Here is a 21,692-nt window from a genome sequence, read left to right on the forward strand (position 1 = left end):
TTAATAACTATCTTTTTCTCGCAAAGCCGACAAGCTCGGATATCCGCTCCGCCTTATAGCGGGCGACGAGCTCCGGCAATCCCGCGCAGATCGTCTCACCCGCGCCGATATTGTTGAAGAAGGCGCTGCCGACCTCGACCGCCGAAGCTCCGGCAAGGATCATTCCCATGCAGTCGGCTGCCGTGGTCACGCCGCCGCAGCCGATCACAGGTATCGAGACGGCTCCCGCCGTCTGCCAGACCATACGCAGAGCGAGCGGGAATATCGCGGGGCCCGACAATCCGGCGACGACGCGGTCAAAAGCCGGCTTGCCCGACGCCATGTCGATGGACATGCCGAGCCAGGTGTTGGCGCAGACGATAGCGTCCGCCCCCTCGGCCTCGACCGCCTGCGCGACCGCCGCCGGGTCGGCCGCCTGCGGGGTCATCTTCACCCACAGAGGCCCGCGCCATATCTTCCGCGCGGCGCGCACCGCCTCGGCGGCGGAGCCGCACGCCACGCCCCAGGCCATGCCCTCGCCGTCAACATTCGGGCAGGAGATATTCAGCTCGGCAGCCGCGATGCCCTCCATATCCTCCAGCACCCTCAGCGTTTCCTGCGTTTGATGCGGGCGCTCCATGACCACGTTCGCAATGACGGGGCGCGGGGAACTCTTCACAAGCTCCGCGTAACGTTCCGAAAACTCCCGTACGCCGCAGTTTTGCAGCCCGATGCTGTTGAGCACGCCGGAGGGAGTCTCCCAGACGCGGACGCCGCGGTTGCCTCGCCGCGGCTCAAGGCTGATCGCCTTCGTGCAGAGCGCGCCGATCCCGTTGAGCTTCGGCTCGCGCCAGAATTCCGGCGCATAGGGCCAGACGCCTGACGCGGGGATAACGGGGCTCTCCAGCGACAGCGCGCCGATCTTTGCCGATATGCTAGTTGTCATGGATATTCACCTCATCCGCCCGGAAGATCGTCTGGTCGACGCAGACCCGTTTAAGTCCGTTCGCCGTTTCGATCGCACAGCCCATGCAGCCTCCGTAGCCGCAGGCCATGCGCTTGTCAAGAAGATAATAAAGCCGCTGCGGGGTATCCTCATAATGGCGGCGCATCGCCTCCAGAAACCCCACGGGACCGCAGCACCAGGCCTGCATTCCATCCGCGAGCGGGCGGGGCAGCGCCTTGAACATCGAGTCCCCTTCGCCGAATGAACCGTCGTCCGCAAATATCTTCGCGTCGGGATGTATCGAAAGAATCTCTTCGGCATAGCCCTCGTAACCGCGTCCCGGCATTCCGATATAAAGCGAGCAGCGCTCTCTTCGCTCGCGCTTCTTCATCATCAGCGCAGCCGCGCCGACGCCGCCGCCCGCAAGGATCAGCTCGTCGCCGGTGTCGGGGCAGGGCTTTCCGAGAAAGCCGCGCACGCGCAGTTTCGCGCCGGCCGGCACCAGGCTCAGCATCTCCGTGCCGCGCCCGACAAGCACATAACAGACGGAGAACTCTCCGCGCTCCGCGTCGGCGTCCGCCACCGCGAAGGGACGGCCGAGCAGCGGGTCCGTCCCCATATCCGGGAAGATCATTACGCTGTGCCCGGCTCTCACGCTCCTCGCAAGCCCTGGCGCCTCAAACGTCATCCAGAAGAGCCTGCCGGCAAGTTTTTTATTTTTAACGACGGGAAGGAGATAATCGTTTACCTCCTGCGCGTTACAGTCACAGTTCGTCATCCGCATTCCCCGCTTTCGCAATCTGCAATTTCCCTGATACAATATAGACGTGCATTCCAAAGTATATTTTACCATTTAAGAGCTCATATATAGGGGGCTGTTGAGAGATGATTTTTAAACCATTACTAAAAAGCGCGCTTGGTGAAGAGCCCTGCGACCTGCTCTTCAAAAACGCGAGATTCGCGAATCTCTGCACGATGGAATATGAGACGGGCGACATCGCCGTCAAAGACGGGGTCATAGTAGGCATCGGCGCGGGCTACGAGGCAAAAGAGACGGTCGACTGTACGGGACGGCTGCTGCTGCCCGGCTTCATCGAAGGGCATATGCACGTCGAGAGCACCTTCATGACGCCGCGCGTCCTTGCGGGAGCCGTCTCACCGCACGGCACGACGACGGTGATGCCGGACCCGCACGAGATAGCGAACACCTGCGGCGTGGAGGGGATACGCTTCATGCACCGCGAAAGCGCGGGACTCCCGATAGATTTCTATTACGGAGCGCCCTCCTGCGTTCCGGCCTCCGCGCAGGAGACGCCCTTTGAAGACATCGAAGCCGGCGAGATAGAAAAACTTTTCGCCGAAGGCGCCTGTACACATCTCGGCGAAATGATGAACTTCCCCGGCGTCTGCTTCGGAGACGACAAAGTGTGGGCCAAGCTCGCCGCGGCAAAGGACAAGGTCATCACCGGCCACGCTCCGCGCGTGAGGGGCAGAGAACTCTCCGCCTATCTGCTCGGCGGGATAACCTCCGACCATGAATGCGACGGGGAGGACGAGGCGCTGGAAAAGCTGCGCCGCGGCATGTACCTGATGATCCGCCAGGGGGCGACGGCAAGGAACCTTAAAGAGCTCGCCCCGATCCTCGCAAAACGCCCGGGACTCGCCGTGCGCTGTCTCACTGTCAGCGACGACATAAACCCGATGTTCATCAAAGAACGCGGCCACTTGGACGGCTGCCTGCGCGAGCTGATAGAATACGGCGTCGAGCCGCTCGCGGCGCTGCGCACGATAACTCTGACACCGGCGGAATACTTCCGCCTCTACGACCGGGGCGCGCTCGCGCCCGCAAAGATAGCCGACATCGTAATGGTGGACGGCCTGGAAAAATGCACCGTACTCCAGGTATGGAAGAGAGGAAAACTGGTCGCAGAAAACGGCGCGGTGATCGAAAAAACAACTCCCGCCGTAACCTCGGCGCTTCCCGGATACAGCGGCGAAGTGCGCACGCCGGCGGCGGACGAGCTGCGCGTGAAGATAGACGACCCGGGCGCCGAGATAAACGTCATCGGCGTCATTCCCGGACAGGTCGTCACCAAGACGCTGAAGATGAAGCCGACCGACATCGGAGGATTTGCCTGCGCCGACGCCGGACGCGAACTTGCAAAAATGGCGGTAGTCGAAAAAAACCGCGGCACAGGGCGCTTCTCAATCGGATTCCTTCACGGCTTCGGCCTTGTGAGAGGGGCTATCGCATCCTCCATCGCCCACGACGCGCACAACTTCACCTGCGCCGGCATGGACGACATTTCGATGGCCGCCGCGCTGCGCGAACTATCGCGTATCAGAGGCGGGATAGTGATCGCCGAAGGGGAAAAAATACTGGCAGAGATCGAACTTCCCGTCGGAGGCCTCATGAGCCTGCTCGACGCCGGCGAGGGGCTGAAAAAACTCGAGGCGCTTGCCGCGGCGCGCGACGCGCTGGGCTGCACGAACCCACACGCCTTCATGCACCTGAGCTTCATGTCGCTCTCCGTCATCCCCGAACTCAAGCTCACGGACAAAGGATACTTTGATATCACGGGCGGCGGGGAAATCCCGCTCTTCGTGCGTTAATTACGGTTGTTAATTGCTAATTTCAATGATATAATTTAAAATAGTTTCAAATAAAGATAACTGGCCGGTCTCAAACTATATCTGTTAAAATAGTAGTGCCAACCGGTTATAACCACTAAAACGCCTGAACAAGGCACAAAAAGAGGGAGAGGAGCTTAAACATGGAAGCATACACAGAACCTTACGGCCTGCTCAACAAACAGACAGTCGATATAGCGCAGGCGCTCAAAAGCCTTCAGGAAGAACTTGAAGCCATCGATTACTACAACCAGCGCGTGAACACCTGCACGAACGAGGATCTTAAGCGCATCATGGCGCACAACCGCGACGAGGAGATCGAACACTCGGCGATGCTTGTCGGATGGCTCAAAGTCTACATGAACGGTTGGGACAAAGAGATCGGGGAATATGTGGCAAACGCGCAGGCGGGAACGATGGGCATCGACCTTGAAGACGGCCCCGGCGCCGACGCCGGAGCGCGCGGTCAGGATCTTAAAATAGGGAAATTATAATATCAGCGGACAGCATCATAGATGATATAGAAGACAGAAGGGAGTTTAACAATGGACATTCTTAAAAGATCACTCGCGCCGATAGCGGCGGCGGCATGGACAGAGATAGACAAACAGGCGGCGGACGTACTGCGCGGCGTGCTTAGCGGGCGCAAGGTAGCCGATGTGTCGGATCCGAAGGGCTGGCAGTGCGATTCGATCTCGGAGGGAACGCTTACCCTCGCGGAGGAATCGCCGGTCGAGGGCGTAAACTATGGCGTACGCGACGTACTGCCCCTCGTAGAGATCCGCGTCCCCTTTACCCTGCCGATGTGGGACCTCGACGATATCTCACGCGGCTGCAAGACGACGGACTATACGCCGCTCCAGGAAGCGGCGCGCCAGGCGGCCCTCTTTGAGGACACCGCGGTATTCAAGGGGCTTGAAGAGGCCGGCATCCTCGGGATAGAGCTCGAAGCGGACAACGATCCCATCGAAGCGGCCCTTGATGACGACTCGCTCATCAAAGCGATCTACGACGCGACGCAGGTGCTCGCCACGCGCAACGTCGGCGGCCCCTACCTCTTCGTATGTTCAAAAAAGGTATGGGAGAAGATCGTCACCTCGAACACCGCGTACCCGCTCAAAAAGAGCCTTGAAAAGATCGTTGACAAGATCGTCCTCTCAAAACAGTACGAGACGAACTTCGTCACCTCGCTCCGCGGCGGCGACAGCGAACTCGTGGTCGGACAGGACCTCTCCATCGGCTACCAGTCGCACACCGCGACAGAGGTCAACTTCTACATCACCGAGACCTTCACCTTCCGCGTAACGACGCCGGAGGCCTTCGTCGAACTCAAGATAGCGGAATAAGAGACTGTTCAAAACTTATCGAAGGGAGGCCTCAGCGGCCTCCCTTTCTTATTTCCGCGATCTTAACCAGCGGCAGATTGATATTGAAATAGACCGATACCAGCCGCACCGCGAGGATAATGAAAAGCGCCGCGTAGGCCGCGGGGCCAAGCCCTATCATCCCCCTCGCGAACCAGAGGAAAGAACAGCCAACGATCGCCGCCAGGGCGTAAATATCATGGCGGAAGATGACCGGCACCCTCTGCGCGAGCAGATCCCGCAGAATGCCGCCGCCGATGCCGGTTATCACCGCGGCGAAGAGAAACTGCATAAAATTATAATGCAGGTAGATCGCCTTGATCCCCGCGTCCACCGCGAAAAAAGAGAGCCCCATCGCGTCGAGCACGATCAACAGCCATTGAACCCGGAAAAGCTGCGGCACCGCGACCACGGCGGCGACGGAGAGCATCACGATGAGGACGGTCTGGTAATTTGAGAAAAAGACGGGGATGCCCCTGTCCATCACGACGTCGCGCAGCACGCCGCCGCCGCAGGCCGCGGTAAATGCGAGTATCGTTATCCCGAACAGATCCATGCGCCGCTGCACCGCGGTATGCGCGCCGAGCAGGGCAAAGCTCACGACGCCGATTATTTCCAGCACACTAAGATTGGCTATCGGCGACATTTACCGTCCCGCGCCTTCAGACGGCCCCATCGGACTTCAGCCTGGCCATCAGGGCCTCGCAGCCCTTTCTTATATCGTCATAGGCGCGCGTGAAGTTGCCCGTATACCACGGGTCGGCGACATCCTCCCCCGCCTCGTCGGTGAAATCCATCAGCTTCCACACCTTATCCTCAGGGTCGCCGCCGCATATCCGCAGGATATTGCGGATATTCTGCCCATCCATCCCGATAATATAATCGAACTTTCCATAATCGGCGCGCGTCAGCTGTACCGCGCGGCGGCGCTCAAAGGGCACCCCCTCCTCGCGGAGCCTGGCCCGCGCGGCTTCGTGCATGTCGCTGCCAACCTCCTCCGCGCTCGCAGCGGACGACATGACAAGAAATTTATCAGCAAGCCCTCTTCGCGCGGCGATATCCTTCATCACAAACTCCGCCATCGGGCTGCGGCAGATATTCCCGTGACAGACGAACATTATTTTTAACACCCTGAAGCAGGCCCCCTCAGCTAACCTCTCATTTACGCCTCCCGGCATTTCACAAAGCCTATCATATAACGCCGCAGCCTCCGCGGGCAAGAGCCAATGCCGCTCCTCCGTCCCCGAGTACGCCGCGGATTGATTCCGAAATACAGGTAAGCGCGGGCATGGGCGGTTTGTTGTACTTTTGTTGCACTCTCCATGTTATTATCATTTTTATAATTTCATATATGGGAGAAATCATGTGATGTCTCATTGTGAGAAACGTGTTTTTAAAGCGATGATAGGATTTGGCGTCCTGTTAACGCTCTTCATCCTGCTCTCTTCAGCGGCGGCGTCCTTTGCCGCTCCGCTAAACCCAAACAAGGTCATTACGCTGAGACAGCCGGACGGAAGTTCTTTTTATCCCGAGAACGAGGGGAAACACCCTGATGAAAAGATAAAAATAGACGGCTCCGAAGAGCATATGAAAAACGAGGCCATATTCGTGCCCCGCGTCCTCGAGGCGACCGGCAGGAAATACGGCATAGACTTCTCCGACTACGCCAAAGACGGGAAGATAACGCAGAATGAGCTCGCCGTCTATCTGATCCTCGCGGGATATGAGGGAGACGACGGGCCTCAGCCGATCGGTCCACGCCCTACAATATGGGAATGGGTATGTTCTCGCTGATGTCCAACGGCTGCGGCGGCGCTAAAAAGGAAGAAACAGCCGGAACGCGCCCCGTCAATCTTGACGCGTGGAGCAGATATTATCTCGGTTGGGAGATGCCCAACGCGGCGAAGGCCGATTCGCAGGCGAAGAGCCTTGATATTTACTGCCAGAATCACACGAAGGCCAGCGGCCCGATAAAGGTAAACGGCCCCGCGTCGCTTCCCTATCAGTATTACCTCATGGAGGTGCGCGACGCCACGGATACGGGCGCCTGGGACGCGGGCCTGCAGACCTTTATGGGAACCGCCGGCACAAATGGCGTATTGATGCTGCATGTCGACGAGACGATCGGCGCGGGCAGTCTGGAAGAGGACAACGATTTCAACCAGCACGGCGTCTCCGAGGAATCAAAAGATAAGGTACTCCATCCCCACCAGGGCGCGATGCCCGTTTATCCCTACGCCGATTCCCGGCTCAAGGGCGACGATCTCGGCAAGCAGGAGTCGCTGTGGTACGCGGGCAACAATCTCGCCAAGGCAAAGGGAATATCCCATTCGTCAGCAGTGGGATTTCTCAAGAGCTTTTTCTTCTCAAATCACGATGCCGCTAAAGGCGACACGGAGACAGGAACAGACTCAGCACTGTCAACGATGACCGTCGCCGGCATAGACGCCGGCTGCCGTCACTCTAGTCTATCTTGAATATCCCGTCAGGGCTGTTCTTTATATGCTCCAGCAGCGCGGAGCGTATCTCACGGGCCCTCTCGGCCGCCTTTTCACGCGTGTCCAGCACATAGGCGGTGATATAGCACCTGGCCAGCGCCGGATCTTTCTTATAGAGCGCGAGCATTTTCGCTTCCACCTCCCGCTGTTCTTCCGAGAGCTTCAGTTCGTAGGCGCGCCAATAGTCCTGAACGGCTTTGCCGTACTTCGCGCGGTCATATCTGCAGTAATAGGCGACATTCTGAAACTGCCAATAGGAGCTGTCCGGCACATATTTATCGCTCACCGTCTTATCATATTTACAGGTATCGGCAATGAGGCCGTAAAGCGGCAGATTGACAGAATGCTCCGACTGCGCCATCGCTATCCACATACGCGCGCCGATCTCAGGCGGAAGCTCCGGCAGCAGCTCGACGATATGCGTGTGCATCTGCGTGTTGAAGCCTATTGGCCGCAGCGTCTTCGTCCTGTCGGCGTCGCTTCCGCCAGCCGAAGACGCCGCCCCGTCGTAAAAAAGCGTCTCTTTAATGTCATAGCCCTCTGGATTAAGCGTAGTCACCCTGGGAGCCAGCGAGAGATCGTAGGAGGTTCCCTGATAGCGGTCACGCTGAAATTGCATCACAGCCTCCGCCGATATTTTCCTGTCCGGAGTTACAAACATAGGGTAGGTCTTGTCGCTGTCGCCATAGCCCAGCATGGCGATCTTTTTTGACGGCGCAAAGAGATTATAGCCGCGCCACCTGCGCCCCGTATTGTATTTAGTGTTATTCTCACCATAAGAGGCGGCGAGATTCACGTCCCCCGCGTGGACTCCCTCTTCGGCTCCGCCGTAAACGGCGAATCCGTGTTTGACGGCAAATTCTTTCAGATCAGCCGTGCCGCGAAAATTCGCCCTGTCGGAAAGGTCGGCGTAATCCGTCACCATGTCGTTCGCCACGATGATGAACTTATCGTCGGGAACCTTCGAGGCCAACCAGCGATGACGGCCAGGCCATACTCGTTCGTGCCAAAGGCGATGTGCACATCCTGCCAGTCAGGGGCCGGGGTCATCCTGGGCACGCCGGTGTGCTTATAACTGTCATGGCTCATAGTGTAAAAGTAATCGCTTTTGGTGCTCCTGAGTTTTTCGCCCTTCGCATATTTACCGGCAGGGTAGACTGCCAGCCTCTTTCCGGCGGAAGAAAAATGATCTTCCGTGCGGGCGAAAAGATAAGCGCCGGAGGCGGAAGCCCCCTTGCCGACGGCTATAGAGGAACAGGCCTCCGCCGCGGGAAAGAGAACAAACAAGCCGAGCGTCGCCAGCAGCAACAATTTTTTCATCTTCATAAAAACATCCTCCCTATTAAAAACATTACTATTCGCCCACGCTTCCGGAAGCTTGCGCTTCGTGTGACCATACCGGATACTACCGCTGGTACGAATTATACTATGGCAGGCACAACAAAAGTACAACAAACTTTGTCTTATATACCTTAGTAAATACATGAGCGGCGTAATTATATAAAAATGCCGCTTTTAACATAGGAGTCGTTCTCTGCCTTGATCCGCCGGCCTTAAAATAAAAAATGCCCCGGCGAAGTCATCCGCCGGGGGCTGCGTTTCCGTCAGTGGGAACGCTGAACTACTTCTTTTCGTATTTAGCCGCTTCGCTCTTAAGGTAGACCTGCGGCTCCGCGGGGAGCTTGAAGAGCGGGATGAAACGGTCCCAGCCGGTGAAGGTGAGGACGAGCATCGAGCCTACCGCTATCCAGGCGAGGTAGTTGTGCATGATGATATCGCCGACGGAGAGGGCTTCGGCGAGCGGATAGACGGAGACGCTGATGCCGATGAAGAATCCCATATAGCAGTGCCACGGCACGAGCTGCGAACCGAGAACGCCCATCGCGTCCGAGAGCGTCGCGTTCCTTAGAGCCAGCGTGTACATGTCTTCCTTTGAACCGACGACGTTCTCTTCCGTTATGTTCTTGATGATCGGGCCGATAGTGACGATCTGGGCCATCTCGTCGGAAAGCGCCGCGTTGCCGATCAGGCAAAGAATGCCGTTGGCGAAGATAAGGTGGCGCACTTTGCTAACCAGGCGGGTGATGAGCAGCGCTATCGGGTCAAAGGCGTTCATGAGCCTCATTACGCCTCCAAAGGCGCCGACCCAGAGCATCATCGCGATCGACCAGCCGCCGGCGTCCGAGAAACCGGTGTAGACGAGATCGAGGAATTCGGTGACGCTTGTCACCGTTCCGGCCGCGAAGCCGAATACGAGCGAGGAAATTATCCCGGAGCCCAGGCAGATCAGCGTGCTGTAGCCCTTGACAGCCGTGGCGAGAACGATAATAAGAGGGATGACCATGTAGTAAGGCACGCCCTGCTTAACGAGCTCAAGCAGCGTGACGGCCGAGGGGCGCTCTTCGGCGAGCGCGGCCCATACCTCCTTGGGGATCTGCGCGATGGCGTCGGCGGCCTGTCCGCTGGTGCTGGGCAGTCCGAGGGCTACGCCGATAAAGTAAAAGACGACGGCCGAAGTTACGAGGCAGAGCAGCGACCAGACTCCCTGATGGCGGACTCTCCTGATTATCTCGACCTGCTGGATGCCGGAGCTGACGATCGTCGTATCGGAGATAAGACCTATGTTGTCTCCGAAGCAGGAACCGCCCGCGATGGCGCCTACGGTAAGCGCGATATTTCCGCCGACGATGTGGTTAAGCCAAAGGAAGATCGGCGCGCAGGCCGCGAACGTTCCCCAAGAGGTCCCCGTCGCGATGGACAGGACGGAGGTGACCAAAAGGGCGACGACGGCGAGCACCTTCGCGTTGAGACCGGCGGCGAGAGACATATTGATGACGGCGGCGGCGACGCCGGTGGCCATAAAGCATTCTGCGACGGCGTAAGCAGCCTGAAGAATAAGGAAAACTATCAAAAAGTGTTTCAGATTATCAAGGGCCGCGTCAAGACAGTCCTGGAACTTATAGCGGTCTACGATCATCGCGATGATGACAGAGTACATGAACGAAAGCGGCGCGGCCAGAAGGATATCCATGCCCGAGAGCATGAGACCCGCTATAACACATATAGGCGTAAGTTTCAACAAAGCTTTCATTACCGATAAATGCCTCCTTTTCAACTATGCCTGTTTCAACAGACAAAATCGGAACCTGAGAGAACCCTCGATACGGCCCTTTGAAAACCGCACGCACCGGCCCTCCCATCCTCGGAACGCGTGGGAACGCTTTGTATTATCTCCGCTGGCATACCTCCTTTTGAATTGCAGGCAGAGTACAAATAACAAAAAAGCCCTCGCCTTTAATTGGTATAGTGTAGAAATTTATAACAAATTACTTATCCGATAAATGATGGCATTTTAGCATGGTGAAATATATTAATACTAAAATGCCATCATGTTATGACTTAATACAGCCCTGCCGTTTCGCCGCCGTCTATTCGGATGTCGGCTCCGGTGATGTATTTCGCGTCGTCGGAGGCGAGGAAGGCGTAAAGCTTGCCGACCTCTTCCGGTTCGGCGTGGCGCTTCATCGGGATGCCCTCGTTTACTTTGGCGAGCATCTCTTCAGTGTACTCGGCTTTCTGCATGGGAGTGAGGACATAGCCGGGGCATACGCAGTTCACTCGAACGATCGGAGCGAGTTCGAGAGCCATGCTCTTGGTCAGCAGGATGACTCCGGCCTTGGACGCGTTGTAATCAGTGTACCAGCGGTGCCCCTCCGTGCCGTTGGTAGAGGCGGTCATCAGGATGACGCCGCTCTTCTGCTCCATCATGCGGCGCGCGGCTTCGCGCGCGCAGAGGAACATGCCGTTGAGGTTGATATCGATGACTTTTTTCCACTGCTCATAAGAGATGTCCACGAAGTCGGCCCTGATGCTGATGCCGGCGTTCGAGATAAGGACGTCGATACCGCCGAGCTCCGCGTCCATTTTTTTGAAGGCGCTCTGCACATCTTCCTCTTTGCTGACGTCGCCGACATAAAATCCGGCAAAAGCCGGATTTTCGGCCATCGTCTGCTCGGCCGCCCTCTGATTATAGTCTACGACAAATACCTTGGCTCCCTGCCGCGCGAATACCTGGGCGGTGGCCAGGCCGATGCCGCTTGCCGCTCCCGTGATCATAACTCTTTTTTCCGTAAGTTCTTCATAACGTGCCATAATGTCACTCTCCCGTCACTTAAAATTTCTATGAGACTTTAGCCATCATTTTCCGCGCGTGTCCCGTGATAACGGGAAGATAGCCCCTCAGCTCCTCGTCGAGCGAGCTGTCGCCGGTATCGGCGATCAGGCTCTTGCCAAAGAGCTGCGCCATCTTCGCCGGGGTCGCGATGACCATGATGTTTTCTCTGGGGATCATGCGGATCACTTCGGGGCTAAGCTGCTGGTTTCCGCGGCCGAAGATATGCCCCTGTCCGCCGATCACGGTGATGATGAGCGACCGGCGGCTGCTCTCCACGGAGGAGAGCAGTTCTTTGATCCCGGCTTCCGTCAGGTCTTTGCCGGCCAGTTTGCCGTTCATTACGGCGTCCACGCCGAGCAGGGTACCGTCGAGTCCGAGCCGGTCCGTAAGCTGTTTGGTGGTGGAACCCGAACCGATGAGGTAGAGCGTATCGGGCTTCATGGAGAGTGCGGCGAAGGCGGCCAGGTTCGCCGCTTCCTCCGCGGACCCGCCGCTGCCGCCCGATTTGCGGTCCTGCATGAACTCACGGTCGTCCGGTATCCTCATGTAGCCATAGAGTCGGGCGCGCACGACATTGTCGCGGAAGGCCTCTTCGTCTATATCTACGACCTCCGCCGCCGCGAAGCGCTTAACCCTGCCGAGCAGCAGTTTATTGACGAGCATCCCGGCGTCCCTGGGCCTCTTCGCATATACGCCGGAATGTATCTTGACTCCTGCCGGTATGCCTATGACCGGGATACTCTCGCCGATCACGGAGCATATGTCGCGCGCCGTGCCGTCGCCTCCCGCGAATACGACAAGGCCGACACCCAGCGCCAGCATCATTTCCGCTGCGCGCTTTGTGTCGGCCGGAGTCGTCCTTTCGGATGGGTCAAACAAAAGCTCCGTCTCTATACCGCAGGATCTCAGCAGGTCGGCTCCCATGGCGCCGGAGGGGCTGTAGAAACGGCAGCCTCCCGCGCTCGCGGCAAATTCTTTTACGGCTTCCCCTGCCCGCACGCCGGCCATCGGCACGGCGCCGAGCTCAAGGGCCCGGCGAAGAGTGTCCTCTCCGTCGGTTCCCTTAAGGGCCACCCTGCCCCCCATTCCTGCTACGGGATTGATGAGGAAGCCTATTTTCATGGCCTATTTGGGCTCAAAGTAGCCCTTGTACTTTTTGTTGTAAGCGCGCCAGGTGATCGCGTACTTCGCGGGATCGTCGAAGTAATCGTGGTCGATGTGGTGCACCGTGCTGTTCACAGGAGCGTGCTCGACCGCCTCGGGCTCCTCGTAGCACATGCGGGATATTTCGGCGAGGACCGCGCAGTAATCGTCGATATCCTGCTTTGAATATGACTCGCTGGGCTCGATCGTGAAGGGTTCGGGGATGACCCAGGGCTCGTGGCTCGACCAGTAGTGCGTGCCGAAGTCCGCGATGCAGCGCTGTACGTCGGCGGTGCCGAAACCGGTGTCTTCCTTCATCTTCTGCCAGCTGTAGCGGGCCTGTTCGATACGGGAAGGATGGTTCGGGAAGCTGATCGAGGCGCCCTTTATCGCGAGGATCTTTTTCATGCAGTAGTTGTTGTTGAGGATGGCGACGCGTGAGACCTCGCGCAGGCCGTCGGCTCCGAGCGCCATGATCCATGAGTAGGCCTTGACGACTACGGGGGCGACGCCCCAGAAGGACTTGATCTTGCCGCATGATTTCGGAAGGTCGAAATCCAGGTAATAGCCCTTTTCCGGCGAATACTCAACAAGCGGGACGGGCATGTAGGGACGCAGCTCTTTCTTCGCCGCGACAAGTCCCGTGGCGGGGCCGCCGCATCCGTGCGGAGCGCCGAAGGTCTTGTGAAGGTTGAAGAAGGACATGTCGAAGTTCGCCTCGGCGGTACGCGTAATGCCGAGCAGGCCGTTGGCGTTGGCCTGGTCATAGCAGCAGAGGATTCCCTTCTCGTGAGCGAGGCGGGTGAATTCCTTGATGCGGACGTTGAAGATCCCCGTATCCTCCGGGTTTGTAAAGAATATTGCCGCCGTGCGGTCGGAGATCGCCGCCTTGAAGGCCTCGATATCGGGATACCCCTCTTCGTCGGGCTGGATTATCGTTACCTTGTAGCCCTTAGCCATCGGAACGGCGCAGTCGGCGGGATGTGAGAAGAGTGTCGTGATTATCTCGTCGCGCTTTTCTTCCTCGCCCTTGTCGCGCCAGTAGGCGCGGACGATCGAGGCGAGCGCGAGAACACCGTGTGAGCCGCCGCCGGGCTGCATCGAGAATACGTCAAGCCCAGATATCTCCTTAAAAAGTTCGCCGGTCTTATGGAAAAGCTCAAGGATGCCCTGAGCCGTTTCGTCGGGCTGCAGCGGGTGCATGTCGGCGACCTTGGGGAGCCCCGCGAGGCGGTCGTTGACTTTGGGGTTGTACTTCATCGTGCAGGTCCCCTGGCCGATGTCGATGTTGCCGTCGACGCCGATATTTTCCTGCGAGAGGTGGTTGTAATGACGCACCAGCTGAAGCTGCGCGATCTCGGGAAGATTGGCCTTCTCCTCGCGCACCATGCCTTTGGGGAGGGTGGCGAGGGCCTCTTCCGCGCTCGTACAGCCACAGCAGGGTCCGGGGACAAGGACCGCGCGCGCGCCGGGTTCGCTTATCTCATAGATGATCGGCTCATTCCACTTAGCCTGATGAAATTTCTTTAATCTTTCCAGATTGTTCATTGAAACGGCCTCCTTTACGCCAGAATCTCGCCCAGTGCCGAAGCAAGAGCCTTAATGTCATCCGCCGATGTCTGCTCCGTTACCGCCAGCAGCATGCAGCCCTCAAGCTCGGGGAAATTCCTGCCAAGGTCGTAACCGCCGAGGATGCCCTTTTCAAGCAGCTTCTTGTTGATCTCGGAGACCTTTTTGCCGCTCGCGGAGAAGTCGGCGACGACCTCCTGGAAGGGAGTGCCGGAGAGCCTGTCAAATGAGAGCCCTTTGACACCGGACAGCACCTTCTTCAGGCAGACCTGGCGCTGAAGCACGGCCTCGCCAAGCTCTTTCATGCCCTGCGGCCCCATCGCCGCGAGATATACGCCCGCCGCGATGCCCCAAAGGGCGGAATGCGTGCCGACGAATTCCTTGGCGCTGTCTCGGTTCGCGAACGAGGTGCGCTCCCAGAGGACGTCGCCGAAGCCCCATTCCTTCTCGCTCGTCGGCGCGATGCCGAAGAGACGGGAGGGATACTCGTCGACAAAGCGCGGATCGTCGGCTGTCGCGATAAATCCGGCGACGCCGCCGCCGTAGTTCATATGGAGGCCAAGCCCCTGAATGTCGCCGCAGGCGATGTCAGCGCCATAGTGCGAGGGAGGCGTAAGCACGCCGAGCGTCGAAGGCTCGACGTAGGCGACCATCAGAGCGCCCTTGGCGTGAGCCATGTCGGCGATCTCCTGCGCCTTTTCTTCTACGACGCCGAAAAAGTTTGGATTCATGACAAGCACCGCCGCGACATCCTCCGTCAGCTTCTCTTTCAGGCTGTCAAGGCAGATACGTCCGGTCTTTGCGCCGTAATCCACGTAGGTTATCTTCACATCGGGCTGGAGATAGGTCTGCACCGCCCTCAAAGTGTCGGGATTGATATTGCGGGGGATGAGCACCTCTTTGCGGCGCGCGATGCGCGTTGCCATACGCAGCGCCGTTCCGACGGCCTGACTGCCGTCATAGTTAGGAACGTTGCAGACATCCATATCGAGCAGTTCGGCCATCATCGACTGATACTCGAACATCGCCTGAAAGCGCCCGTGATCTTCGTAAGGCTCGCCGGCGTAGGCGGTGAGGAACTCGGAACGGTTGATGACTTCGTCTACGACTGCGGGGACGTAGCGGTTATAGCAGCCGGCTCCAAGGAAGCAGGCCAGCTCCTGCGCCGTCTTATTTTTACCGAGCATCGCGCCGACGTGGCGGAAAAGTCCCGCCTCATCGTTGAAGGGTTCGGGAAGTTCCATCGCCTGCTTCATGCGCATCTCTTCGGGGATGTCGGCGATCAGTTCTTCGATCGAATCCACTCCGATGAATTTGAGCATCTCGGCCTGTACGGCCGCTTCCGAATTGGGGATATAGGGGTACATCTTCTTTGACATCTGGATCTCTCCTCCTATGCTATGCCGCCGCCGTCCACGACAAGCGACGAGCCTGTCACCCACGGCGCCATGTCGCTGCAGAGGAAAAATACGCACATCGCGACATCCTTCGGTGCGCCAAGGCGGGCCATCGGACGCTGCGCGCATTCTTCCTTATACTTTTCGTCATATACGCCGCCCAGCTGCTCACACTCGCTTTTGAGCATCGGCGTGTCGATATCGCCGGGGCAGACACAGTTTATGTTTATATTGTCGGGGCCGTGGTCGATCGCCATCGCGCGCGTCATGTTCCAGACGCCGCCCTTCGCTGCGCAGTAGGAGACGGCGTGGTCGCCGCCCTTGAGCGCCCAGCCCGAGCCGATGTTCACGATCTTGCCGCCGCCGGCCTTCTTCATATGAGGCACAACATGCTTGCACATCAGATAAACGCTCTTGAGCGTAACGTTGATCGCGAGATCCCAGTCGCTTTCGGGAAGCGTCTCGACCGTGTGACGGCGGGCGACACCGGCGCAGTTGACGAGGATGTCGATCTTAGAATACTTCTCCGCGACATTGTCCGCCAGGGCTTTGCAGTCGGCCTCTTTTGTGACGTTGCACTTGATAAATTCAGCCTTCCCCCCAGCTTCTTTGATCTCTTGTTCGACTTTACGAGCAAGCTCTTCATTGATGTCAGCGATGACGACCGACACCCCGGCGTTCGCAAAGAAGCGGGCGATGCCCGCGCCGATGCCGGAGGCGGCTCCGGTGATAATGGCGGTCTTGCCGTTCATCCCGCAAAGTTTGTTCAGATCCAGCATGTTTGTCTCTCCTTTATTTAAGTATTTATGATGTGAAACGTCATTGCAAGTATCCACTGTATACACTATTTCTTAGATACTTTATATATTATCCGGGCCGGATTGTCAATACTCTTTCGGAACAAAATGAGAGGAATATTTTTTCTCTTCCAAGCGGTCAGTCAGACGGTTTTCCGTTTTCACGCCGCCCGAAAAATATTGATACCATAGAGAATTGAAGAGGCCTCCCGATCGACGGGAGGCCTTCTGACTGAGCGGCCTTATTTACCGCGCGCGGCCGCGCGTTTGCGGTTATTTCGTTATCGCGCCTTGCCGTGATCTTCGCGTTACCTCTTTCTTCTTGCCGCGGCCGGCAGTACCGCTATCGCAAGCAGCGCCAGCGCGCCGAAGCCGGCGCTGCAGCCGCCGGAGCCGCCTATCGTCTTCGTCACACTGTTGCTGTCCATGTTGGTCTCGCCGATCACTTCGCCGATCACGAGCTTCAGGTCGCCGGTGTAGTTCTTGGCCAGATCGCCCGCCAGCTCAACGCCGACCGTCTCGCCGGGCAGCACGCCGGGCAGCCTTTGGACGTCAACGACGTTTCCGTCCTTGTCAACGAGCGAGACTAGCACGTTCAGAGCGGCTTCCGTTCCCTTGTGCGTTATCTCGGTCGCGGCCTTGACGCCGTCCTGGTCCAGCGTGTAGGTGAAATCGTTGTCGGTGTCGCAGAGGTCTACTTCGCCTATGCCGAAGAACCATGGATCGTCCGCCGATGTGTCGCCGGCAACCTCGGCGTCAAGCTCGCCCGCCGCTATCAGCGCGGAGGCCTGCTTCGGCTCCTTGGGCGCCGCGATGCAGACGTCATACCAGCCCTCGTTGTTGTCGCACGCCTCGCCGATCCCGTGGTACGGCAGCTCGTCTATGCTCTTGTCCGGGTTCACCGTTACGAATACGCGGTAGTGCCCGTCCGGCACCGCCGTTACGTCCCAGGAGACCGCGGCTAGCTTGTTGTTGTAATCCGTGAGGTTATCCGTGTTCCAGACGGGGATCTGGTCGATCGTCGTCTCCGCTATCTGCGTTCTGCTGCCCACGAGCTTGCCCAGTTCCTTCTTCGTAGAAGTTGCCGGCCGCCATGTCCAGCGCGCCGATCTGCCTGAACTTCCACCAGTTGTCCCAGAAACCGTATAGAAGCTGCTGCTTGGAGAAGCTCGTCGTTTTGTACGAATAGGCGGCCGCAGCCAGCATGTGGCTGCCGTACCCGTATCCGTTCGGCTCCGTGTAGGTCAGGACGATGTCGGCCCTTCCGTCGCAGTCGATATCGGCAAGCACGCCTTTGCAAAGGTGAATTTCCGTGATGCCCTGTTTGAATGCGAGATCAAAGCGTCCGTGTGGTCCATCTCGGTGAGCTTGGCGCCCTCGTATGTGTAGAGGCGCCAGTGCAGGCCCCACTTGCCGCTGTTGTAGGAGTCCTTGTCCCTCGCGTAGCCCGCTACGAGAAGCTGCTCGCGCCCTTCGCCCTTAACGTCCCCAAAGGAGACGCCGATGCGCTTTTTCGTGTTGGCGGTATCGTGATAGGCGAGCTCCGTCTTGATCTCGGCGGCCTGCGCAAAGTGGTTGTCGGAGACCTTATAGAGCCTCAGGCGGTAGTAGCCATCGGTGTTTTCGTCGCTGAGGAATGCCAGCTCCTGTATGCCGTCGCCGTCCACGTCTCCCGCCGCGCACTCGACGACGAGCTTGTCAAGCTCCCTCGCCGCCGCGAATTCAAAATGCGAGTAGAACTCCATGCCGGAGGCCGATTTCAGCGTGCCGGAGGCGTCGGCCTGCACCTGCATGTCGGGGAGGCGCGAGATGTGAAGGTAAAGCTTGTCCGAGACCTTCGAGACGCTTGCCGCGACGATGTCCCTCGTGTCGCTGGTCGTCCAGCGGCCGGAGTAGAGGCCGATCGCGCGCGGGGAGTTAGCGTGGTCCGCCAGCTTATAGTTAAGCTTCCTACTGCCCGCCGTGCTCATGTCGTTCACAGCGAGCTTGTCCGCCTTGTAGGCGAAAAGGCGGATATTGCCTTCGACGGGGACCGGCCTGGAGCATGTACGAAGTTTCGTCGCCGCGCAGGCGCAGCGTGCCGTACGTTGAGTAGAAGCCATTCGCGTCGTCAAGTCCGCCGTCGAGGCAGAGCTTGTTGTACTCGCCGTTGTAATATGAAACCTTCTTGTCTCCCGTCACAGAGGCGTCGGGGCTGATTGCGGAGACATACGCAGCGTGCTTTTCTCCATATCTTCCGTCTGTGCCGGTGTTTGTCGCGCGCACCATGATTAGGTCGTCGCCCTTGAGCAGCGTCTTGCCGCTCGCAAACGGATCCGTCTCGCCCGGGCGTTTGCCGCCCGTCTCTATAGCGGCCGCTATCTGCGGCCCGACGTAGACGCCAGCCGCCAAGAGCAGCAGCGCCGCCGCGGCCAGAAGCCGCACGCGTTTTCCGGTAAATCTGCCGAAATACTTCATCCTTATCTCCTCCTTAATCTCGACCGGCCCGCACCTTTACGGCCGGATATCCTCCGCTCCATGATGCCCTCGCAGAGAACGGTAAACAATGTGACTCAATCGCTTTGTCTTCCACTATATCAAACGAGGTACAACAAAGGTACAACAAATCAGGGGGCGAAAAGGGGGCGGGGAAAGATAAATAGCGATTTATATTTTTAAGCCTCCCTCGCCGAGGGAGGTGGGCCGGCGCGCGGTTTTTGCGCCGGGTCGGAAGGAGTGTTGTACTGTTTGGCGCGGTTTTCCGCGCTAAACAGTGCCCGCGGCGCAAGCCGCGGAAAAGGCGGAAGAAGATAAGATCAAGATCAAAACACAAAACCCAAGGTCAAGCCTCCTCCAGTCTCGGCGGAAAAACACCACCGAGCCAGCCCCCTCCGGCGAGGGGGCCTTTAAAAGCATAAACCGAAATCGCTGAATATCGACAATTTGCGTTTTGTGAGTGCCCGCTAAATCGCTGTTTACCGTCCTGCCGTAAAAAATAACCTGCCGTCAATTCACCGTCACCGCGGGTTTTCTTATTTTCCGCTTGCAAATCGGCCGCGTACTATGTATATTTTTATCTGAAGGCAAATTGGGGAGCTGATTGAATATGGTTATGACTACATCATCCGTGCAGACCGCGGCCGGGTTCGTGTATGATCAGTTGAGAAGGAAGATTTTTGAAAAAACGCTGGTCAGCGGACAGCGTCTGCCGGAGGTGGCGATCGCCAAGGAGCTGCAGGTGAGCCGCACTCCCGTGCGCGAAGCCTTGAGACGCCTTGAGAACGAGGGGCTGGTCCAGATAATCCCGGGCTGGGGCGCCTGTCTCGCCTCTCCGACCAGGCAGGAGATAATAGATACATACGAAGTGCGCGAGGAGCTTGAGGTCATGGCGATACGCAAGGCGGCGAAGCAGATCACGCCGCTGCAGATATGCCGACTGCAGGAACAGATCGACGCGGAACACGAGACCTTTGTAAAGCGCAATCTTGAATCCTACCTCACGGTCAATGACAATTTCCATATAATCATCGCCGAATCCTCCGGCAACAATACATTGGTCGGCTATATCAAAAACATTCTCTCGCGGACATTCGTACAGATGATCTTCTTCGAGTCTTTTTTCGATTTCAACACGAACCCGAGCCTCGAAGAGCATATCATCATTCTCGACGCGCTGAAGAGGCACGATGAAGAGGAATGCATACGCCTGATCAGGGAGCATCTGAGACTCTCGATGGAGGGGCTCAAGACAAGATAAGGCACGGGCGCGCCGCAATGGCGCGCCTTACTCTTCTGCGCCGCCGGCCTTACGCGCTCCGCGGCACGCCGAGCCTCCTGGAACAGATCCGCCTGAGCAGCAGCGCGCTCACCAGCGTCGATATTATCTCGGAGATCACAAACGCCCACCAGACATCTTTAAGCGGGAACATCACGGAGAATGCCCACAGCAGCGGCAGCAGGACGACGACGACCCGCAGCAGCGTCACGGCGAGGCTGTAAACGCCGTTGCCGAGCGCCTGATAGACGCCCTGAGCGATCAGCATGTAGGCCGTGAAAATGTAACTGACGCTGATAATGCGCATCGCGCGGCCCCCCATCGACAGCAGCTCCGGCGAGGCGTCGAAGAGCCGCAGTATCGGCAGCGCGAAAAGCTGCACCGCAAACATCCCCGCGAGCATGATCGCCGCGGCGTAGAGCATGCCATATTTTATCGTCTCCCTTATGCGCGGTTCATTCCGCGCTCCATAGTTGAAGGCCGCGATGGCGATCACGGCGTTGTTGAGGCCAAAAGCCGGCATGAAGACGAAATTTTGTACCTTTATGTAGATTCCGAAGGCGGCGACCGCCGTGGAGGAGAGGCCGATGAGGATTAGATTCACGCCAAAGGCCATCAGAGAATTCAGCGACTGCATGACGATCGCGGGCGCGCCTATCGCGTATATCTTCCTTATCATGGAGAGGCTCGGCCGGAAGCCGCGCAGGTCAAAGGAGATCTCTTTATTCATCCGCAGGTTGAAGTAGACGGCGAGCGCGAGCGCCGTTATCTGCCCGATGACCGTCGCCGCCGCGGCCCCCTTCACGCCGAAGGCCGGCGCGCCGCAGAGGCCGAAGATCAGGATCGGGTCAAGCACGATGTTGAGCAGTGCCCCGACAAGCTGCGACGCCATTGAGAGCGCCGTGCGTCCGGTGGACTGTAAAAGGCGCTGAAAGGTTATCTGCCCGACGCCGCCGAAAGACCAGATCATACATACTGAGAGATAATCTACGCCATAACGGTAAATCTCCGCGTCATCGGTCTGCGAAGCGTAATAGCTCCCGGCGCAGAAGAGGCCGAAGAGCAAAAACAGCACGTATGTGAGTACGGCGAGAAATATCCCGTTCACCGCCGCCGCGTTTACTCCGCGCCGGTCGCCCTCGCCGAGCAGCCTCGAAAGTATCGCGCCCACGCCGACGCCCGTCCCCACCGTTATCGAGACGACTAGCAGCTGCACGGGAAAAGCCAGCGACAGCGCCGTGATCGCGTTCTCGCCGATGCGCGAAATAAAGAGGCTGTCCACAACGTTATAGAGCGCCTCCATCACCATCGAAAGCATCAGCGGCAGCGACATCGTGAAGAGCAGCCTCCTCACGGGAACCGCCGCCATCTTGTTTCTTTCCTGAACCTCATCTCTGTTTTTCATAACACTTATCACCTCTGAAAAAATAGCGCCGCGCC

22 protein-coding genes are annotated in these 21,692 nt (G+C 58.0%); 6 read left to right on the plus strand and 16 right to left on the minus strand.

What is annotated here, in order from left to right; genetic code table 11:
• Positions 1-7: 7 nt before the first annotated feature.
• Together CLOEV_RS10320 and CLOEV_RS10325 are read right to left on the minus strand one after the other, a co-directional pair.
• Positions 8-925 carry a dihydroorotate dehydrogenase gene (locus tag CLOEV_RS10320; protein ID WP_084482320.1) on the minus strand — a complete coding sequence of 306 codons (918 nt, stop codon included), beginning with the start codon at positions 923-925 and terminating at the stop codon, positions 8-10.
• Complete coding sequence (locus CLOEV_RS10325) at positions 915-1,703, minus strand: iron-sulfur cluster-binding protein (RefSeq protein ID WP_034443561.1); 789 nt, start codon at positions 1,701-1,703, stop codon at positions 915-917. Before CLOEV_RS10325 ends, CLOEV_RS10320 begins: the two co-directional genes overlap by 11 nt.
• 107 nt (positions 1,704-1,810) lie before the next feature.
• On the opposite strand from CLOEV_RS10325, the gene ade reads away from it, so the two are divergent.
• The 3 genes from ade (at position 1,811) to CLOEV_RS10340 (ending at position 4,902) form a co-directional block, all read left to right on the plus strand.
• Positions 1,811-3,538, plus strand: a complete 1,728-nt coding sequence (ade, locus tag CLOEV_RS10330) for an adenine deaminase (protein ID WP_034443564.1) — start codon at positions 1,811-1,813, stop codon at positions 3,536-3,538.
• A gap of 161 nt (positions 3,539-3,699) precedes the next feature.
• The gene (locus CLOEV_RS10335; RefSeq protein WP_008712647.1) at positions 3,700-4,050 is read left to right on the plus strand and encodes a ferritin family protein; all 351 of its coding nucleotides are present in this window, start codon (positions 3,700-3,702) and stop codon (positions 4,048-4,050) included.
• 51 nt (positions 4,051-4,101) lie between these two features.
• Positions 4,102-4,902 carry a family 1 encapsulin nanocompartment shell protein gene (locus CLOEV_RS10340; protein ID WP_034443566.1) on the plus strand — a complete coding sequence of 267 codons (801 nt, stop codon included), beginning with the start codon at positions 4,102-4,104 and terminating at the stop codon, positions 4,900-4,902.
• Between the two features lie 31 nt (positions 4,903-4,933).
• Here the strand turns inward: CLOEV_RS10340 and CLOEV_RS10345 are convergent, their stop codons facing one another.
• On the minus strand, positions 4,934-5,566 hold the full coding sequence (locus CLOEV_RS10345; RefSeq protein ID WP_008712652.1) for a trimeric intracellular cation channel family protein: 633 nt from the start codon (positions 5,564-5,566) through the stop codon (positions 4,934-4,936).
• Positions 5,567-5,582: 16 nt separating this feature from the next.
• A complete protein-coding gene (locus tag CLOEV_RS10350; RefSeq protein WP_034445755.1) occupies positions 5,583-6,050 on the minus strand; it encodes a low molecular weight protein-tyrosine-phosphatase in 468 nt (155 codons plus the stop codon).
• A gap of 238 nt (positions 6,051-6,288) precedes the next feature.
• On the opposite strand from CLOEV_RS10350, the gene CLOEV_RS10355 reads away from it, so the two are divergent.
• Together CLOEV_RS10355 and CLOEV_RS10360 are read left to right on the plus strand one after the other, a co-directional pair.
• Entirely contained in the window at positions 6,289-6,714 is a 426-nt protein-coding gene (locus tag CLOEV_RS10355; protein WP_034443568.1) for a hypothetical protein, read from the plus strand.
• Positions 6,702-7,397: a metallopeptidase domain-containing protein gene (locus CLOEV_RS10360; protein ID WP_008712658.1), complete on the plus strand. Its 696-nt coding sequence runs from the start codon at positions 6,702-6,704 to the stop codon at positions 7,395-7,397. The genes CLOEV_RS10355 and CLOEV_RS10360 overlap by 13 nt, the downstream gene beginning before the upstream one ends.
• Here the strand turns inward: CLOEV_RS10360 and CLOEV_RS10365 are convergent.
• From CLOEV_RS10365 to CLOEV_RS10415, 11 genes are all read right to left on the minus strand, one after another.
• Positions 7,384-8,391 (minus strand): C69 family dipeptidase, encoded by a 1,008-nt coding sequence (locus CLOEV_RS10365; RefSeq protein ID WP_169732221.1) that lies wholly within the window; start codon positions 8,389-8,391, stop codon positions 7,384-7,386. The two genes, CLOEV_RS10360 and CLOEV_RS10365, sit on opposite strands and share 14 nt — an antisense overlap.
• Complete coding sequence (locus CLOEV_RS16875) at positions 8,337-8,744, minus strand: C69 family dipeptidase (RefSeq protein ID WP_034443570.1); 408 nt, start codon at positions 8,742-8,744, stop codon at positions 8,337-8,339. The genes CLOEV_RS10365 and CLOEV_RS16875 overlap by 55 nt, the downstream gene beginning before the upstream one ends.
• Positions 8,745-9,039: 295 nt before the next feature.
• A complete protein-coding gene (locus tag CLOEV_RS10375; protein ID WP_008712661.1) occupies positions 9,040-10,509 on the minus strand; it encodes a Na+/H+ antiporter NhaC family protein in 1,470 nt (489 codons plus the stop codon).
• Positions 10,510-10,817: 308 nt separating this feature from the next.
• Positions 10,818-11,570, minus strand: a complete 753-nt coding sequence (locus tag CLOEV_RS10380; RefSeq protein ID WP_034443571.1) for an SDR family NAD(P)-dependent oxidoreductase — start codon at positions 11,568-11,570, stop codon at positions 10,818-10,820.
• Positions 11,571-11,598: 28 nt separating this feature from the next.
• Positions 11,599-12,714, minus strand: coding sequence for an ATP-NAD kinase family protein (locus tag CLOEV_RS10385; RefSeq protein WP_008712666.1), 1,116 nt, complete (start codon positions 12,712-12,714; stop codon positions 11,599-11,601).
• 3 nt (positions 12,715-12,717) lie between these two features.
• Complete coding sequence (gene gcvPB, locus CLOEV_RS10390; RefSeq protein ID WP_008712667.1) at positions 12,718-14,283, minus strand: aminomethyl-transferring glycine dehydrogenase subunit GcvPB; 1,566 nt, start codon at positions 14,281-14,283, stop codon at positions 12,718-12,720.
• A 14-nt stretch (positions 14,284-14,297) separates the two neighbouring features.
• Positions 14,298-15,683: an aminomethyl-transferring glycine dehydrogenase subunit GcvPA gene (gene gcvPA / locus CLOEV_RS10395; RefSeq protein WP_008712669.1), complete on the minus strand. Its 1,386-nt coding sequence runs from the start codon at positions 15,681-15,683 to the stop codon at positions 14,298-14,300.
• A 14-nt stretch (positions 15,684-15,697) separates the two neighbouring features.
• Positions 15,698-16,480, minus strand: a complete 783-nt coding sequence (locus tag CLOEV_RS10400; RefSeq protein WP_008712670.1) for an SDR family NAD(P)-dependent oxidoreductase — start codon at positions 16,478-16,480, stop codon at positions 15,698-15,700.
• Between the two features lie 326 nt (positions 16,481-16,806).
• Entirely contained in the window at positions 16,807-17,550 is a 744-nt protein-coding gene (locus tag CLOEV_RS10405; protein ID WP_034443572.1) for a Synerg-CTERM sorting domain-containing protein, read from the minus strand.
• Positions 17,551-17,742: 192 nt separating this feature from the next.
• On the minus strand, positions 17,743-18,477 hold the full coding sequence (locus CLOEV_RS10410; RefSeq protein WP_156938405.1) for a hypothetical protein: 735 nt from the start codon (positions 18,475-18,477) through the stop codon (positions 17,743-17,745).
• Positions 18,449-18,955: a hypothetical protein gene (locus CLOEV_RS10415; protein ID WP_034443575.1), complete on the minus strand. Its 507-nt coding sequence runs from the start codon at positions 18,953-18,955 to the stop codon at positions 18,449-18,451. Before CLOEV_RS10415 ends, CLOEV_RS10410 begins: the two co-directional genes overlap by 29 nt.
• Before the next feature lie 628 nt (positions 18,956-19,583).
• Between CLOEV_RS10415 and CLOEV_RS10420 the strand changes: the two genes are divergently transcribed.
• Entirely contained in the window at positions 19,584-20,234 is a 651-nt protein-coding gene (locus CLOEV_RS10420; protein ID WP_034443576.1) for a GntR family transcriptional regulator, read from the plus strand.
• Between the two features lie 49 nt (positions 20,235-20,283).
• On the opposite strand, the gene CLOEV_RS10425 is transcribed toward CLOEV_RS10420, so the two are convergent.
• A complete protein-coding gene (locus CLOEV_RS10425; protein ID WP_034443577.1) occupies positions 20,284-21,657 on the minus strand; it encodes an MATE family efflux transporter in 1,374 nt (457 codons plus the stop codon).
• Between the last annotated feature and the right edge of the window lie 35 nt (positions 21,658-21,692).

The organism is Cloacibacillus evryensis DSM 19522 (assembly GCF_000585335.1).
GTDB classification, from domain to species: Bacteria; Synergistota; Synergistia; order Synergistales; family Synergistaceae; genus Cloacibacillus; species Cloacibacillus evryensis.